Annotated in this window: 16 protein-coding genes; 8 read left to right on the top strand and 8 right to left on the bottom strand. The window is 70.9% G+C overall.

Translation table 11 applies throughout. From position 1 onward, the window contains the following. Positions 1-7 precede the first annotated feature (7 nt). Complete coding sequence (locus HKK74_RS04360; protein ID WP_187234426.1) at positions 8-679, bottom strand: response regulator transcription factor; 672 nt, start codon at positions 677-679, stop codon at positions 8-10. Positions 680-1021: 342 nt separating this feature from the next. On the opposite strand from HKK74_RS04360, the gene HKK74_RS04355 reads away from it, so the two are divergent. The 3 genes from HKK74_RS04355 to HKK74_RS04345 all read left to right on the top strand — a co-directional run bounded on the left by HKK74_RS04355 (position 1022) and on the right by HKK74_RS04345 (position 3520). After that, complete coding sequence (locus HKK74_RS04355; protein ID WP_187241725.1) at positions 1022-1255, top strand: (2Fe-2S)-binding protein; 234 nt, start codon at positions 1022-1024, stop codon at positions 1253-1255. 97 nt (positions 1256-1352) lie between these two features. Next, a complete protein-coding gene (gene bfr / locus HKK74_RS04350) occupies positions 1353-1832 on the top strand; it encodes a bacterioferritin (protein WP_187241724.1) in 480 nt (159 codons plus the stop codon). Between the two features lie 155 nt (positions 1833-1987). Continuing rightward, positions 1988-3520 (top strand): CYTH and CHAD domain-containing protein, encoded by a 1533-nt coding sequence (locus HKK74_RS04345; protein ID WP_187241723.1) that lies wholly within the window; start codon positions 1988-1990, stop codon positions 3518-3520. 42 nt (positions 3521-3562) lie between these two features. On the opposite strand, the gene HKK74_RS04340 is transcribed toward HKK74_RS04345, so the two are convergent. The 5 genes from HKK74_RS04340 to HKK74_RS04320 form a co-directional block, all read right to left on the bottom strand. Further along, positions 3563-5041 (bottom strand): DUF4153 domain-containing protein, encoded by a 1479-nt coding sequence (locus tag HKK74_RS04340; protein WP_187241722.1) that lies wholly within the window; start codon positions 5039-5041, stop codon positions 3563-3565. Next, complete coding sequence (locus tag HKK74_RS04335) at positions 5038-6078, bottom strand: HAMP domain-containing sensor histidine kinase (protein WP_312881236.1); 1041 nt, start codon at positions 6076-6078, stop codon at positions 5038-5040. The genes HKK74_RS04340 and HKK74_RS04335 overlap by 4 nt, the downstream gene beginning before the upstream one ends. Then, positions 6075-6752, bottom strand: a complete 678-nt coding sequence (locus HKK74_RS04330) for a response regulator (RefSeq protein ID WP_312881235.1) — start codon at positions 6750-6752, stop codon at positions 6075-6077. The genes HKK74_RS04335 and HKK74_RS04330 overlap by 4 nt, the downstream gene beginning before the upstream one ends. Before the next feature lie 99 nt (positions 6753-6851). Next, entirely contained in the window at positions 6852-7853 is a 1002-nt protein-coding gene (locus HKK74_RS04325; protein ID WP_312881234.1) for an NUDIX domain-containing protein, read from the bottom strand. 34 nt (positions 7854-7887) lie between these two features. Beyond that, positions 7888-9951 carry an RNA degradosome polyphosphate kinase gene (locus HKK74_RS04320; RefSeq protein WP_222721847.1) on the bottom strand — a complete coding sequence of 688 codons (2064 nt, stop codon included), beginning with the start codon at positions 9949-9951 and terminating at the stop codon, positions 7888-7890. A gap of 77 nt (positions 9952-10028) precedes the next feature. Between HKK74_RS04320 and HKK74_RS04315 the strand changes: the two genes are divergently transcribed. From HKK74_RS04315 to HKK74_RS04300, 4 genes are read left to right on the top strand one after another with little or no spacing between them, the layout of a single operon-like run. Continuing rightward, complete coding sequence (locus HKK74_RS04315; protein WP_187241719.1) at positions 10029-10964, top strand: biotin--[acetyl-CoA-carboxylase] ligase; 936 nt, start codon at positions 10029-10031, stop codon at positions 10962-10964. Between the two features lie 54 nt (positions 10965-11018). Beyond that, complete coding sequence (locus tag HKK74_RS04310; protein WP_187241718.1) at positions 11019-11525, top strand: PH domain-containing protein; 507 nt, start codon at positions 11019-11021, stop codon at positions 11523-11525. Between the two features lie 27 nt (positions 11526-11552). Continuing rightward, positions 11553-12551, top strand: a complete 999-nt coding sequence (locus tag HKK74_RS04305; protein ID WP_187241717.1) for an adenylate/guanylate cyclase domain-containing protein — start codon at positions 11553-11555, stop codon at positions 12549-12551. A gap of 24 nt (positions 12552-12575) precedes the next feature. Further along, positions 12576-13355 carry an enoyl-CoA hydratase/isomerase family protein gene (locus HKK74_RS04300; RefSeq protein WP_187241716.1) on the top strand — a complete coding sequence of 260 codons (780 nt, stop codon included), beginning with the start codon at positions 12576-12578 and terminating at the stop codon, positions 13353-13355. Between the two features lie 48 nt (positions 13356-13403). On the opposite strand, the gene HKK74_RS04295 is transcribed toward HKK74_RS04300, so the two are convergent. After that, positions 13404-14966 (bottom strand): pyruvate, phosphate dikinase, encoded by a 1563-nt coding sequence (locus tag HKK74_RS04295; protein WP_187241715.1) that lies wholly within the window; start codon positions 14964-14966, stop codon positions 13404-13406. Positions 14967-14983: 17 nt separating this feature from the next. Between HKK74_RS04295 and HKK74_RS04290 the strand changes: the two genes are divergently transcribed. Then, positions 14984-15610 (top strand): transcriptional regulator, encoded by a 627-nt coding sequence (locus tag HKK74_RS04290; protein ID WP_312881233.1) that lies wholly within the window; start codon positions 14984-14986, stop codon positions 15608-15610. Between the two features lie 64 nt (positions 15611-15674). Here HKK74_RS04290 and HKK74_RS04285 read toward each other — a convergent pair whose 3' ends face one another. Then, complete coding sequence (locus HKK74_RS04285) at positions 15675-16784, bottom strand: TetR/AcrR family transcriptional regulator (protein WP_187241714.1); 1110 nt, start codon at positions 16782-16784, stop codon at positions 15675-15677. Between the last annotated feature and the right edge of the window lie 68 nt (positions 16785-16852).

Below are 16852 nucleotides of genomic sequence, written 5' to 3'. Positions count from 1 at the left end.
CGACGGGCTAGTCACCGCGTTCGAAGCGGAAACCGACCCCTCGCACCGTCGTTATGTAACGGGGGCTGGCGGCGTCGTCGCCGAGCTTCCGCCGCAACCACGAGATGTGCATGTCCAGCGTCTTCGTCGACCCCCACCAGTTCGTGTCCCACACCTCCCTCATGATCTGTTCCCGCGTGACGACCTTGCCCGCGTCGCGGACCAGGACCCGCAGGAGATCGAATTCCTTCGTGGTGAGCTGGAGCTCCTGCTCACCCATCCAGGCCCGGCGGGACTCGGCGTCGATCCGGACGCCCTGAACGATCGGCGTCTCGGTGCTGCCCCTGCGGAGCAGCGCGCGGACCCGCGCGAGCAGTTCGGCCAGCCGGAATGGCTTGGTGACGTAGTCATCCGCACCGGCGTCGAGCCCGACGACGGTGTCCACCTCGTCGGCGCGTGCGGTGAGGATGAGAATCGGCACCCCGTGCCCTTCGGAGCGCACGCGGCGTGCGACTTCGAGCCCGTCGAGCTCGGGCAGGCCGAGATCGAGGACAATGAGATCCACACCGCCCCCGAGCGCTCGCTCCAGGGCCTGAGGCCCATCGGGGCTGACTTCAACGTTGTACCCCTCCCGTCGCAACGCGCGAGCAAGGGGCTCAGAGATGGACGTGTCGTCCTCGGCGAGCAGTACTGAGGTCATGTCCCGATCGTAGGACTATTCAAGAACGTTTCCCGCTTAGTGCGAGCGCCTTGACCTGCGGTTTAACACTCGTAGTACTTGCTTGAACACGGCTGAAGCAGCTTTAACCAGATACAACCGCCCATGTCGAAGTCGTCACCGAACGTGACTCGGGTGCAGCGTCGCCCCGGAGCGGCCGGACCGCCGCACCGCGGCCCGAGCCCCTCAAAGATCTTCACAAACGGGAACGAGTCCCACCCGAGGCCCCAGACTGGCCATAATCGCCGTAGTGGGCTAACTTAGGGGAGGCTTACCTAAAGGGGGCCCGTTGACCGGGCTCGGGACCGAGAGGCACTTCACCGGATGTACGTCTGCATCTGCCACGCCGTCACTGAAGACGACGTACGTGGCCGCATCACCGCCGGAGCCGCCTCGGTCAAGGAGGTCCGCGCGGCCTGCGGGATGCCGCCCGGCTGCGGCTCCTGCACCAAGCGGCTGTGCGCCCTGGTCAGCGAGCGCCGGGCACCGGACCTCCTCGCGGACGACCTTTCGGGCACGCTCGCCGGCCTCGACGCCGAGGTCGGCACGGCCGCCTGATCCGGCCACGGCCGGGGGCGGCGTTCCGGGCCGCGTACCGCCGATCATGGGAGGCGAGGCTGCCATTCCGGCGCCGGTCATGCCACGATTGGACGGTATGGAAGGCGACAAGGACATCATCGCGCTGCTCAACGAGCAGCTGACCGCAGAGCTCACCGCGATCAACCAGTACTTCCTGCACGCGAAGATGCAGCAGAACTGGGGCTTCACCCGCCTCGCCGAACACACCCGCGCCGAGTCCTTCGACGAGATGCGGCACGCCGAGCGGCTGACCGACCGCATCCTCTTCCTCGAGGGGCTTCCGAACTACCAGAAGCTGGGCACCCTGCGCATCGGGCAGACCGTCGTCGAACAGCTGAAGGCCGACATGGCCGTCGAACTCGAGGCGGTGGCGCGCCTGCGGCCCGGCATCGAGCTCATGCGCTCGCGCGGCGACGTCACGTCGGCGCGCATCTTCGAGGACATCCTCGCGGATGAGGAAGAGCACCTGGACTACCTCGAGACCGAACTGCAGCTCGTCGAGACGCTGGGCGAGCCGCTCTACCTGCAGCGTTACGCCGAACCGCCGAGCGCGTAACCCGCGACGGGCGCCGCGCCCTCGGCACGCCCGCTCCGGCGGGACGCCAAGGGCCGTCTTACTTGTACCTTAAAATCGGACGTCTACCGTTATCTGACCGTTGCGCAAGATTTACCAATGTGGCGCGAGCGTCACGTGGGGGCGGAGGAACCGGCGTGGCCGACCATGTGGAGATCGAGCGGAAGTACGACGCCGAGTCCGACTTCGTCTTGCCGGACCTGAGCGACGTACCCGGCGTTCACGCGGTCGGTGAACCCCAGACGCACCTTCTCGTGGCGAAGTACTTCGACACTCCAGATCTCCGGCTGGCGGCCCGCGGCATCACCCTCCGCCGCCGCCGTGGCGGTGACGACGCGGGCTGGCACCTGAAGATGCCGGTCGGACCGGACACCAAGAAGGAACTGCGCGCGCCGCTCGGCCGGGCCCAGGTCGTCCCCGCCCGGCTCGCCGGCCTGGTCTCGGCGCACACCCGCGGCGAGCCGCTCCAGCCGGTGGCGACCCTCGAGACGGGCCGTACGGTCATCCGGCTGCTCGGCCCGGACGGCGAGGTCCTCGCCGAGGTGGCCGACGACGCCGTGGCCGGACAGGTGATCGCCGGTGCCGACGGTGAGAGCGGCGGCCCGCCCTCCGGAGGAACGTGGCGCGAGATCGAGGTCGAGCTCGTCGACGGGCCGGCGGCCCTGCTGAAGGCCGTGGGCAAGCGGGTGCGCAAGGCCGGCGCGCGCAAGGCCGAATCCGCCTCCAAGCTGGGGAGGGTGCTCGAGCCGGTGTTGGCACGCGGCCGGGAACAGCGGCCACCGGCCACCGGTCCCGCCCAGGGCACCGCCGGTGCCGCCCTCACGGCCTATCTGGCCGCGCAGGTCGACGCGCTGCTCGCACACGACCCCAAGGCCCGGCTGGCCGAGTACGACGCCGTGCACAAGATGCGGGTGTCGGTGCGCCGGATCCGCAGCGCGCTGAAGAGCTACCGGCCGGTGCTGGACCGGAGCCGCACCGACGCGCTGCGGCCCGAGCTGAAATGGCTGGCCGACGAGCTCGGTGCGGTCCGCGACCTCGAAGTGCTGCGCGAGCGCTTCACCGGCCGCCTCGACGCGCTGCCCGCGGATCTGGCCGCGCATCAGGGGTGGCTCGACGCCCTGCGGAACCAGGAGACCGCCGCCTACCGCCGGCTCAACACGGCCCTGGGAGAGCCCCGCTACTTCCGGCTGCTCGACGCCCTCGACGAGCTGCTCGCCGACCCACCGCTCACCGACCGGGCCGACCGCGAGGCGGCCAAGGAGCTGCGGAGGCTGGTACGGCAGGCCTGGCGCAAGCTGCAGCGCGCCTATGACGGCATCGAGGCGGCCCCGCCGGAGGAACGCGACACCGCTCGGCACGAGACCCGCAAGGAGGCGAAGCGGGCCCGCTACGCGGCCGAGGCCGCCCAGGGGGTACTGGGCAAGCCGGCCGCCACCGTCGCCGCGAACGCCCAGGCGATGCAGGACGTGCTGGGCCGGTTCCAGGACGGCGTGATCGCCCAGGAGCACCTCGCCCGGATCGCCGCCGACTCGACCGATCCGCGCGAGGCGTTCACGCTGGGTGCGCTGTACGAGATCGAACGGGCCGAGGCGAGGTCCGCGCTGAACGACGTGGCCGCGACGTGGGCCAAGGCGGGCGACCCCGCCGCGCTGAACGCCCTGCGCCTCTAACCGCTGCCCGAGCCGGGCCGCCGACCCGACTCATCGGGCGGTTCAGAGCCGGCAGGTCGCGACGGGCACCGGCGCCACGATCGCGCGGGCCCGGTGCCGGCCGAGGTTCGCGCTCAGCCGGTGCTCCTCACCCTCGAGCCGGCCGGCGAAGTGCCCGAGCACGCAGGAACGATGCGGCTCCGGCAGGCCGCGCAGGGCCGGCACCGCGTCGGCCGAGAGCCCGCGCAAGTACGCGATGTCGATCTTGCCGCTCTGCTCGTACCGCGCGATGTTGCGCTCGGCGATGAAGCCGTCCGGATTCAGGGCGGCCAGCGCGATGAGCGCCGCGCCGCCGCTCGCCGCGACGGCACGCGGCAGCCACGTGGCCCTGAGCCTGATCCCGGCGGCGGCGATGAGCACGATCACCAGGCCGAGCCACAGCTCGAACGCGTGCACCCACAGCCGCAGCCGCGTCCAGCCGTAGGCCTCCTCGTACAAATACAGCCGGCGCAGGGCGACCGCCACCACCACGAGCGTCAGCCCGCACAGCGCACCGAGCAGCGATCTGACCACGGCCCGGTCGGCCGCGTCGCCGCGCGGGGCGAGCCGGACGGCGACCGCGACCACCACGACGACCAGTACGGTCACGAGAACGAGCTGGAAGAAGCCCTGCCGCGCGTACTCCGCGTAGCCGAGTCCGGTGGAGCGGAGCAGCCGGTCCTTGTCGGAGGCCAGCGCGACGGTGGCCTGCACCGCCGCGAAGGCGACGAACAGCAGGTTCAGTGCCAGGAGGGGAACCGCCCAGACCCACCGGGTTACGGGGCGGCCGGGCGGAGCGGCCGGCGCCGGTGGAGGCGCGAGCACCAGGAACACCGCCGCCAGGACGACGCCGGCGGTCGCGACGCAGGCCAGCGTCCTCCACAGGGCGCTTCCGTACGTGACCGATGGCACGAGGTGTCCGAGAAGATCGCGGAAGGCCGCGTCGGCGCCGGCGAACAGCGCGCCGAACAGGGCGACCAGCCCGATGGCGCTCAGCGCGGTGAGGGCGATCGGCCGCACCCGCGGCCCGCTCGATCCGACGGCCTCGCGGATCCCGGCGCCGGCCCAGGGCGGCATCCGTCCCGCCGCGAACGGCAGCGCCAGCCCGCCGGTCAGCAGATGGGTCCAGGTCCGTCCCCCGGCCAACGCGTACGAGGCCAGCGGCACCGCGAGCGCCACGCACAGCCCAGTGATCCACACGGCGTCCCGTACCGCCGCCATGCCCACCAGGCACAGTGCCATCAGCGCCAGGGCGCCGCCCGCCAGGTCCACCCGGCCCGCGGCGCGGGCGGCGGGCAGCACCGCGAGGGCCACCGCCGCCGCTGTGATCACGATGTTGATCCCGAGCCCGCCGCCGAACACGTCGCCGAGCGCGATCGCTCCGGTCAGACCGGCGAGCAGTGCGCTCACCAGCACCCGGAGCGAGGCGGGCCGAGGTGGCGGCGGCCATTCCTCGAAGACCCGATCCAGCCGGTCGACGGACCGGTCGAGGTGCACCGTCATGAAGTCCCTCCGGGAATCTGGACGCGAATGCGGCAGCCGTACGGCGAGTCCACGACGGCGATCCGGCCGCCGTGCAGCTCCACCACCCACTTGACGATCGCCAGGCCGAGGCCCGTCCCGCCGTCCGGCGCGGTCGCCGTCACGCCCCGGGTGAACCGCTCGAACACGCGAGCGCGCTCGGCGGGCGGGATGCCGGGTCCCTCGTCGGCGACCTCGAGCACCAGGCCGTGGTCGGGCCGGCCGTCCTGTGCCGGACGGGCCAGGACGCTCACGACACCGCCGGGCGGGCTGTGCCGAACCGCGTTGTCGAGCAGATTGGCCAGCACCTGGTGGAGCCGGTCGCGGTCGGCCACCACGGTGAGCCCCGACGGCACGTCGAGGACGAATCGCCCCTCCGGATGGCCGGCCCGGATCTCGCTGACGACCTCGGAGACGAAGAGGTCGGCACTGAACGGCATCAGGTCCAGCGGGACCGCGCCGGCGTCCACCCTGGACAGGTCGAGGAGCTGGGTCACCAGACGGCCGAGCCGCTCGGTCTGGCCCAGGGCGGACTCGATCACCTCGGGGGTCGCGGGAGTGACCCCGTCGGCCACGTTCTCCAGCACAGCCCGCAGCGCGCTGATCGGCGTGCGCAGCTCGTGCGAGACGTTCGCGACGAACTCGCGGCGCTGCCGGTCCACGGCGGCCAGGTCGGCCGCCATCCGGTTGAACGCCAGGGCCAGCTCGCCGACCTCGTCGCGGGAGGTCGACCGCACCCGCCGGCTGTAGTCCCCCCGTGCCATCGCGCGGGCCGCCGAGGTCATCTCGCGCAGGGGCGCGGTCATCCCGTGCGCCAGCAGCTGGGTGACCCCGAGCGAGATCAGCACCCCGACCGGCAGCGTGTGACGCGCGCGGAACCCCAGGTAGTAGCCCCAGAGAACGATGAGGACGGCGACGACCGCGGTGCCCATCGAGACCGCACCCAGCTTGATCTTGATCGAGCGCAGCGGGTCGAGCGGACGGGGCACCTTGCTCCACAGCCTGTGGACGGCGGTCACGCGGTCACCTCGAGGGAGTAGCCGACGCCGTGCACCGTGCGGATGACATCGGCTCCCAGCTTGCGGCGTAGCGCCTTGATGTGGCTGTCGACCACCCGCGTCCCCGACGCGTCGGCCCAGTCCCACACCTGTTCCAGCAGGACCGCCCGGGTGAGCACTGTCCTCGGGTGGCGCGCCAGGCAGTCGAGCAGGTCGAACTCCGTCGGCGTCAGCCGGACCTCGCGACCGTCGCACCGGACCCGCCGGGCCGCCCGGTCGATCTCCAGTGGCCCGGTACGCAGGGTCTCGTCGGCCGATCGCACCGTGCGGTCCACCCTGCGCAGCAGCGCCCGCACCCGCGCCACGAGCTCCCGCATGCTGAAGGGCTTGGTCACGTAGTCGTCGGCGCCCACACCGAGCCCGACGAGCAGATCGGTCTCGTCGTCGCGGGCGGTCAGCATGAGGATGGGCACCGGCCGCTCCGCCTGCACCCGGCGGCAGACCTCGAGCCCGTCGAACCCCGGCAGCATGACGTCGAGAACGATGAGATCCGGCCGGAACGTGCGGGCCAGCTCGACCGCCGCAGGTCCGTCACCGGCGATCTCCACCGTGAAGTCCTCGGCGGACAGCCGCGCGGCGACCGCCTGCGCGATCATGGGCTCGTCCTCGACCACCAGTACGCGTTGCCGTGTCACGGGAATGACCTTAAGAGCACGGTGCGGGCGTTTCGCGAAGCACATGTGGTGACTCTGTGAAGATCGCGGCCGGTCCCGCGGCCGGCGGGCGCCCTCGCGTCAGGTGTCGGCCCCCGGGCCGTGCGGGCCGTGCAGCTCGACTGCGGCCAGCCCCGTCGCCGTGCCCGTCTCGCCGACGGTCAAGTGCAGGACCTGGAAGTCGCCCTTGCGCAGCCTCGTCGGCTCCCCGGCGTCCGCCCCGATCTCCTCGGCTGTACGCTCCGGGGTCTCCCCCGCCGTCCGACCGCCGTACGCCGCGCAAATCTCGGCGAACAGGGCGGGAGCGATCTCACCGTGCGTGCACACGACGGCGCGGACCGGTTCCGCGACGATCTCGGCGATGCGGGCCCGGGCCCGGCCGAGGTCGGTCTGGTCGATGGTGAAGGCGAGGTCGGTGGTCACGCTGGTCCGGTCGAGCAGCGCGTACGGGATGAGCGTGTCCACGCACCGTGCCGTCGCGGAGCTGATCGATCGGACCGGCTCGTACGCGGACAGGAGGTGGGCGAGTTCGCGCGCGTCGGCCCGGCCACGGGGATCGAGAGGGCGCAGGGCGTCGAGGTCGCGCCAGTCGTGGCGTTCGCCCGCCGACGCGTGCCGCAAGACGATCACTGCGGTGGTCCGGAACGGCCCCGCGGCGAAGGTCCGCAGCAGCTCGACGTCCCGCTGGTGACTCAGCCGCCCCTCCGCCTCGGCCGGCGCGAGCCACTCGATCCGGTCGACCTCGTCGCCCGGGACGAACCCCCGACCGCCCCCCGGGTACGTCCCCGTGCGGTCGTCCCGGGCCGTCGCGGCCCAGTAGTCGACCTGTTTGGGCCGGCCGGCGACCTCGTAGAACTGCGGCGGCAGCGGGCGGCCGAGCCGTGGCGTGATGCCCGTCTCCTCGGCCACCTCGCGCACGGCGGCGCGCAGGACATGCTCGCCCTTGTCGAGCTTGCCCTTCGGGAAGGTCCAGTCGTCGTACTTCGGGCGATGGATCAGCGCGACCTCCGCGCCCGCGTCGCCTTCGCGCCACAGCACGGCCCCCGCGGCCCGGATCAGATCGTCGGTGATCGCCGTCTCCACGGGCTCGAACACTTCGTACGGCCGGCGGACCGGTTCACCGGCGGGTTCCCATCAGATGGTGCTGGATGTCCAGCAACGGCTTTTCGCCATCGACGGATCGCCGGGTCCAGCCACCGTCGCCGTCCAGCCACCAGCTGGCGGTGCCCTCGTCCATCGCCCGGTCGAGGAGTTCGATCAGATGGTCGCGATGCCGGCGATCCTTGACCCGTACCAGCGCCTCCACGCGCCGGTCCAGGTTGCGGTGCATGAGGTCGGCGCTGCCGAGCCACACCTCCGCATCACCACCGCAGTCGAACACGAACACCCGGGAGTGCTCAAGGAACCTGCCGAGGATGCTCCGGACCCGGATCGTCTCCGACAGCCCGGGCACACCGGGCCGCAGCGCGCAGATCCCGCGGACCCAGATGTCGATGGGGACCCCGACCCGCGAAGCGCGGTACAACGCGTCGATGATCACCTCGTCGACCAGCGAGTTGCACTTGAACCGGATGTGGGCGGGCCGGCCGGCCAGGTGATGCTCGGCCTCCCGCTCGATCCGCAGCACCAGTCCGGAGCGCAGTGTGTGCGGGGCGACCAGCAGCTGGCGGTACGGGATCTGCCTGGAGTGCCCGGTCAGGTGGTTGAACAGGTCGGTGACGTCCTCGGCGACCTCGGGATCCGCGGTGAGCAGCCCGAAGTCCTCATAGATCCGGGCGGTCTTGGGGTGGTAGTTGCCGGTGCCGATGTGGCAATAGCGCCGGAGCCGCCCGTTCTCCTGCCGTACGACCAGGGCCAGCTTGCAGTGCGTCTTGAGGCCGACGAACCCGTAGACGACGTGGCAGCCGGCGTGCTCGAGCTTGCGCGCCCAGCTGATGTTGGCATGCTCGTCGAAGCGCGCCTTCAGTTCGACCACGACGACCACCTGCTTGCCCGCCTCGGCCGCGCCGATGAGCGCGTCCACGATCGGCGAGTCGCCACTGGTGCGGTACAGCGTCTGCTTGATCGCGAGCACCTGCGGGTCGTTCGCCGCCACCTCGATGAGCCGCTGGACGCTCGTGGTGAAGGAGTCGTACGGGTGGTGCACGAGGACGTCGCGTTCCTCGAGCGCCGAGAGCATGTCGGCGTCCCGCGGCAGCGCCGTCTTCGACGTCACGAAGGGCGGATACTTCAGCTCGGGCCGGTCATGGTCGGCGATCGCGTTCATGGCGGCCAGGTCCAGCGGGCCCGGTACCCGGTAGACCTCGCGCTCCTCGATGTCGAGCCCGGCCGTCAGGAGGTCGAGTACCTCGGGCGAGATGGTGTCCTCCACCTCGAGCCGCACCACCGGCCCGAACCTGCGGCGCAGCAGCTCGCGCTCCAGCGCCTGGAGCAGGTCCTCGGTGATGTCCTCGTCGACTTCCAGGTCCTCGTTGCGGGTGACCCGGAAGGCGTGGCACTCCAGCACCTCCATGCCGGTGAACAGCTCCGAGAGCTGAGCCGCGATCACGTCTTCGAGCGGGGTGAACCGGCCCGGCGCCGACTCGATGAAGCGCGGAAGCACCGGCGGCACCTTCACGCGGGCGAACAGCCGCTCTCCGGTGCCCGGGTCGGCCACGATCACCGCGAGGTTGAGGGAGAGACCCGAGATGTACGGGAACGGGTGTGCGGAGTCGACCGCGAGCGGGGTGAGCACCGGGTAGATCCGTTCGCGGAAGAGCCGCCGCAGGCTCTTCTGCTCATCGTCGCCGAGATCGTCCCATCGCAGCACGTCGATGCCCTGCTTACCCAGCTCCGGGGAGATCTGATCTCGATAGCAGGCCGCGTGCTCGAGCATCAGCTTGTGCGCGAGCTGGGTCGTGCTCTCCAGCGACTCCCACGGCTGGCGGCCGCTGGCCGACTGGACGGCGAGGCCGGTGGCCATGCGCCGGATCAGCCCGGCCACACGGACCATGAAGAACTCGTCGAGGTTGCTGGCGAAGATCGAAAGAAACCGGACCCGTTCGAGCAGTGGCTGGGTCTGGTCCTGGGCGAGCTGCAACACCCGCTCGTTGAACCTCAGCCAGCTCTCTTCGCGGTCGAGAAATCGGTTGTCGGGGAGCACGTCCTCGGTGGTCGGGGCATGTCCGGAATCGATACCCATATCCCAATGATCCCCGATAAAGGTAAACAAAACTACAACGGGTCCTGGCGATACCTCGCCGCCGGCACCGGACGCCGATGGGATTGGATGAGGGGGTGAACACATCGCCGTACGGGGACCTGACCAGGCCGCCACTGAGCGAGAAGGCCCTGCGCCGCGCCCTGGTGCGGCCGGGCTCACTGTGGCAGGACGTCCAGGTGGTACCGGAGACCGGGTCGACCAACGCCGACCTCGCCAGAGCCGCCGAGCAAGGTGCCGCCGAGGGCACCGTCATGGTGGCGGAGGAGCAGACGGCCGGCCGGGGCCGGCTGGGCCGGCAGTGGGCGGCGCCGGCGCGATCCGCACTGACCTTCTCCGTGCTGCTGCGTCCCACCACGCCCGTCGCGCGGCAGGGATGGCTGCCCCTGCTGACCGGGGTGGCGGTCGTGTCGGCCGTCCGCCGGATGACCGCGCGCGCCCTGGCGGGGGACTTCGGCGAGGCGACCGGCGAGCAGGCGATCGACGCCCGGTTGAAATGGCCCAATGACGTCATGGTCGGCGAACGCAAGCTGGCCGGGATCCTCGCCGAGCGAGCCGATCATGCCGTCATCATGGGCGTGGGCCTCAACGTGAGCCTGCGGGCCCATGAGCTGCCGGTGGGCACGGCCACCTCACTGGCGCTGGAGAACGCCGCCCTCACCGACCGTGAGCCGCTGCTGAGGGCGATCCTGCGCGAGCTGGAGAGCTGGTACGCGGCCTGGCAGGCCGTCGGCGGAGATCCCGATGCGGACGGCCCCGGCGGCTATCCGGACGTGACGGGGATCCCGGCCGGCGATCGCGGCGGCCTGCGGGGCACGTATCGCGCGCTGTGCGGCACACTGGGCCGCAAGGTGCGGGTCGACCTGCCGGCGGGCGAGACGGCCACCGGAACGGCCCACGACATAGACGCGGCGGGCCGCCTGCTGGTCGGCACCGCCGACGGTGAACGGGCGCTCAGCGCCGGTGACGTGGTGCACGTGCGCCCCGGCACCTGAAGCGTTTGTGCGGTCGATCACCTACGGGACGTTGTTTCTGCCACGATATGCGCTATGGGGCTACCTGAGCAGCCAACGGCTGACGAGCGGGTCATCCTGAGCGACCACCCGCACTGGACGACGTTGATCCGAACGATCTTCCTGCTGATCGTCACAGTGGTGGCGGCCGGCATCGCGATCTACTTCGTGCCCGACTCGGACGTCGAGGGGCAGGTGCGGCTCGGCATCGTCGGCGTGGCCGTGCTCGTCGCGCTCGTCGTCTCGGTCGTGCCGTTCCTGCGCTGGTTCGCCACCCGCTACGAACTGACGGAACAGGGCCTGGTGATCCGCGAGGGCATCCTCTCCCGCTCGGTGCGGACCATCCCCATCGGACGGGTCAACGACGCGTCCCACTCACAGCGGCTGATCGAGCGGATGCTCGGCAAGGGCACGCTGACCGTGGAGTCCGGGGGCGAGCGCGGCCGGCTCGTGCTCAAGAACGTCCCGGACGTCGACAACTGGCATCAGCAGATCTACCGGCTCATCGACGACATGGCCGACGGGGTGAGGGACGGCCGCTAGCCGCTCCTGCCGGTCGAAGGATGAAACATGTCTGATCAGGGCCCGGACTCCAGACAGATCGAAGAGCTCCTGCTCGGCGGCGAGCTCCGCTACACGCGTGTCGACGTCCAGCGGATCACCGGTGTGTCGAGCGAGTTCACCCACCGGCTGTGGCGCGCCTTCGGCTACCCCCACATGGCCGACGACACGGTCGCGTTCACCGAACGGGACGTCGCCGCGCTGCTCCGGATCCAGCGGCTGATGAAGGAGGACGTCCTCGATGACGAGGACGTCCTCCGCATGGTTCGGGCCGTTGGGCAGACCATGACGAAGCTGGCCGAGTGGCAGGTCGATGTACTGACCAGCAAGCTCACCGGCGACTCCGCGGAACCGCCCACCGTCGAGTCGGTCGAGCAGATCATTGAGCTGGCCGAGAAGCACATCGCCGACTTCGAGCCGCTGATCGTGCACGCGTGGCGCCGCCAGCTGGCGGCCGCCGGGACCCGTGCGATGGCCATGGCCGCCAACGACAGGGACGTGATACCGGCTCGCACCGAGGCCACCATCGGGTTCGCCGACATGGTGTCGTTCACGCAGATGAGCCGCGAGCTCGGTGAGATGGAACTGGCCCGGGTCGTGGAACGGTTCGAGGAGACCGCCTCCGACGTCGTCGCCGCGAACGGCGGCCGGCTGGTGAAGAGCCTCGGCGACGAGGTGCTCTTCAGCGCCGACTCGCCCCAGGCCGGCGCCGAGATCGCCCTGTCCATCGCTGAGACGATCAAGGATGAGACCGAGGTGCCCGACGTGCGGGTGGGAGTCGCGTACGGCCCCGTCCTGCCGCTCATGGGCGACGTCTTCGGGACCACCGTCAACCTGGCGGCGAGGCTGACCTCGATCGCCCGCCCCGGCGCGGTCGTGATCGATGACGGGCTGGCCGCCGAGCTCGAGCACTCCCGCGCCTTCGAGATCACCCGGATCGTCCGCCGGCCGGCCCGCGGCCTCGGCATCATCCAGCCGTACGTGCTGAGACGCCGCGTCAGATACTGATCACCCCGGTCTAGAGTGCTCCTCATGAACGAGGGTGTGAGCCTGCGCCGGCATGACCACGTCGCCGAGATAGTCCTGGACCGTGCGGAGGCGCTCAACGCCCTCTCGACCGCGATGGCCCGGCGGCTGGCCACGGTGTGCGCCGAGGTCGCCGGTGACCCACGGGTCCGAGCCGTCGTGCTGAGCGCCGCAGGCGACCGGGCCTTCTGCGTTGGAGCCGACCTCAAGGAGCGGGCCGGCATGACCGACGCCGAGCTGCTGGGTCAGCGTGAGATCTTCCGTGCGGCGTTCGGTGCCGTCCTCGGCCTTCCCCAGCCGGCCGTCGCCGCCGTGCACGGTTACGCCCTCGGCGGCGGATGCGAGTTCGCGCTCTCGTGCGATCTGATCGTGGCGGACGAGTCCGCGGTGTTCGGCCTGCCCGAGGTGAGCGTCGGGCTGGTCCCCGGCGGTGGCGGCACGCAGTCGGCCGTGCGCCGCCTGGGCCCGGGCCGGGCGGCCGATCTGGTGCTGACCGGACGGCGGCTCGGCATCGACGAGGCGGTGCGCTACGGCCTGGTCGATCGCCAGGTGCCCGCCGGCAGCGTCCGCGAGGAGGCCCTCACGGTCGCGGCGCTGATGGCCGGGAACTCACCCGTCGCCGTACGGGCCGCCAAGCGCGCCATGCGCAACGGAGCGGACGTCCCCATGGCCGCCGCCCTCGACATCGAGGACGCCGCATGGCGCACCGCGGCCTTCTCGGCCGACCGCAAGGAGGGCATCGCCGCCTTCAACGAGAAACGCACCCCCGACTGGCCCGGCCGCTGAGACCGGCCCCAGAGCCGGCCGCTGCGGCGGCCTCGACGAGTTCGTTGATCAGTTCGGCGGCCGGGGTGTGGTTCCCTGGCCATGAAGGACGGCATGGGCCGCGCTGAGGCGTTCGGCCTCGTCGCGATCCGGGTCGCCGCCCGACACTTCGTCGGCCCATTCGAGCAATCGGTGCGGGTGAGGGTCGTTCTCAGCCGTTACGACGCGAGCGCTGCCGATGACGACCTCTCCGCCGGTCCCGTCGATGGTGATGAGCGTGCCTTCCGGGACCGTACGCCCACCGGCTCGCACAGAGGCGCCGAGGACGTCGACCGTGAGGTCCGTGGCCCCCACGACGGCCGGTCTGCCCATCGCTCGCGCGACGACGGCGGCGTGGCTGGCCGGCCCGCCGCGGGCGGTGACGACTCCCGCGGCGGCGGCCAGGCCACGCAGGTCGAGTGGGGAGGTCTGTGGACGCACCAGGATGACCGGACCTTCAGCGGCCATCCGGGCTGCCCTGTCGGCGGTGGTCGCCACCCTGCCGACCGCGACACCCGGACAGGCGCCCAACCCTCGGGTGAGGATGTCGGCCTCGTCGGCCGTGACCATGCGGGGCGTACGGACGTGCTGGAGATCCTGTGGAGAGACCCTGAGCAGCGCCTCGCGGCGCCCGATCGCGCCTTCGTCGGCGAGTTCGACCGCGACGCGGACGGCGGCACGTCCGATGAGTCCGCCGGGTCGTACCTGCAGGACCGACAGCTCGCCCGCCTCGAACGTGAACTCCAGGTGGCACACGTCGCGGTAGTGCCGCTCGGTCCGATCCAGGGCTTCCAGAAGGCCGACCCACACCGTCGGCTCTCGATCGGCCAGTTCGCGCAGGGGGCGGGTCGGCGATCCGCCGGAGACGACGTCTTCGCCTTGGCGACCGAACAGGACCTCGCCGAACGGGACATGTTCACCGGTGTTGGGGTCGCGGCTGAACGCGACACCGGTGCCACTGTGCTCATCGCGGTTCCCGAACACCATCGCCTGCACGGTCACGGCCGTGCCGAGGTCGTGCGGAATGTCATGCAGTTCGCGGTAGGTCTTCGCGCGCGGTGTGTCCCATGACGAGAACACGGCCGCGACCGCCAGCTCCAACTGCCGGGTCGCGTCGTCCGGAATCGGCTCGCCGCCTCGTTGCCGGGTGAGGGCCTCGACCCCTCGAATCGCATCGGCGAAACTGGACAAGAACCGCAGCCGTGAGTCCAGCGCGAACCGCGAGTCCCCTGTCTCAGCCGCCAACCCGGTGGCGGCCTCGGCGGTGAGACCGAGGTTGAGGATCGTGCTCATCATTCCGGGCATCGACACGGTGCCGCCGGAGCGAACGGACACCGCCAGTGGCCTCTCGGGTCCACCGAAGCGCCGCCCGGTGGCGGCTTCGAGATCGGCGATGGCGGTCGCGAGCTCGATATCGAGGCCATCGGGAAGCCGCCCGTCACGCCGGAAGGCGCGACATGCCTCGGTGCTGATGACGAATCCGGGGGGCACCGGCAAGCCGAGACGTCGCAGAACGACGAGGCCGTGCGCCTTGCCGCCGAGGATGTCCGCCGTTTCCTCGGCCTCCGCCGAGAGCGGGTGAATCCACCTCATCGCGGTAGCATGTGGCCGTGTCGGATCTGCCCCACCGGACCAGCACCGACCTGCTGGTGCTCCATACCCTTCGCTGCATCGGTTTCGCGGGCCTCGCCCGTGTGGCGGCGGCATCGGGGCTCTCTGAGTCCGACATCGAATCGGAACTCATCGATCTCGCCGTGGCCGGTCTTGTCACGCATGTGGCGGGTGACTTCGGCGGGTGGGGTCTCACCGAGGCCGGCCGCACCGTGGACGCCGAGCGGATCGCCGACGAGCTCGAAACGTCCGATACCCGAACCGCTGTGGCCGAGGCGTACGACGGCTTTCTCGTACTCAACCCGGAATTGCTCGACCTCTGCACGGCATGGCAGATGCGATCCGTCGACGGAGTCGTGCGGCCGAATGACCACACCGACCGCGCCTACGACACCCGGGTTCTGGACCGGCTCACGGACTTCGACCAGCGTGCCGATGTCGTCTGCGCGGACCTGTCCGCGGCGATGCTCCGATTCCAGCGGTATCGCGTCCGGCTCACCCACGCACTCGCTCGCTCCAAGTCCGGTGCGTTGGACTACGTGACGGACGGCATCGAGTCCTACCACACCGTGTGGTTCCAGCTTCATGAGGACCTGCTCGCCAGTCTGGGAATCCCGCGACACTGAGCACCACCGACCCCCGTCGAGGAGGTCCGCGTCTCGACGCCGGCAGGACGTCGAGCGCCGTGCGTCACCTTCCGGCCTCGTGCGGTCGTGCGGTGTTCGAGGCACCGGCGGTCGCCGCGGCGTGGGCGGCGCCTCGCCAGTGGGCTCGGGCCACGATCCGCCCCTCCTGGACGCGTACCGCGGCCTCGGTGGCATCGTCGGCGCCCGATGCGCCGATGGCCGAGGCGACAAGGGCGTGGTCGTCGAGGACGAGGTGAAGGCGCGGCCAGGCGTCCGGTGCGAACACGCGCCGTAGGCACCCGGTGAGGTCGCTGATCCTGAGCCGCACGAGGCGGCCGTTCTCAGCTCGATCGCTCGTCACCACGGCAACGGTGACCGAGTCTCCCGGGCCGGCGGCGCGGACGACCTCTTCGGCCGCACCCAGCCGGCTGGTCCCGAGAACCGCGATCACACCGTCGGCGTCGAACCCGACCCGGCGACCGGTGATCTGATCCGGCAGCTCCGGCGGCGGAACCCACGTGTCCCGGCAGGGTCGCGCCGGGGGGACATAGGGCAGATGCGGCGGGTGCCAGGTGTCGGCGAGGTCGATCCCGGCCAGATGCTCGCAAGCGCGCGCCACGTCGAAGGGATCGCCGAACCCGGGCGCCGTATCGGCCAGGTGGCCCGAGCCGTTCAACAACGTCAAGACGAGCTCGGCCAGCCGCACCCGCCGCACCTGCCCGGTAGGGGGCGGTACGCGCGACTCGAGCGCCAAAGCGAGCAGCAGCGCCTCCAGCCGGGTGACGTGCGCCAGTGCGGTGCGAGCCGGTTCGTCGTCGAGCACACCGGCCAGCGAGCGCAGTTGCAGGTGGCCGCCCGCGCGTGTGTCGTTCCCCAGGGGCAGCCGTTCGAGCCAGACTCGGGCGAACGCGCCCAGCGCCTCGGCCGGACCAGGCGACGACACCGGCACCTGGCCGGTGCCGGTGTGCTCGACCATGTCGACCAGCACCGCCAGATAGAGCGCGCGCTTGCTCGGGAAGTTGGAGTACACCGCGCCACGGGTCAGCTCGGCCCGCTCGGCGATCCGGTCGACCTTCGCCTCGACATATCCGTGCTCGGCGAACTCCTCCCGCGCCGCGGCCAGCACGGCCGCGCGCGTGCGCTCCTGCTGCTGTGCCCGAGTCAACCGGACCATCGCGACCCCTCCCCTTCGACTCAGGACAACAAGATACTCGGAACACTCAGATGTTGGGAGAATTCAGC

The organism is Actinomadura alba, from assembly GCF_014323705.1.
Lineage (GTDB): Bacteria > Actinomycetota > Actinomycetes > Streptosporangiales > Streptosporangiaceae > Actinomadura_C > Actinomadura_C alba.
The sequence above is the reverse complement of the archived record's forward strand: the minus strand, read 5'-3'. Positions and strand labels throughout refer to the sequence as shown.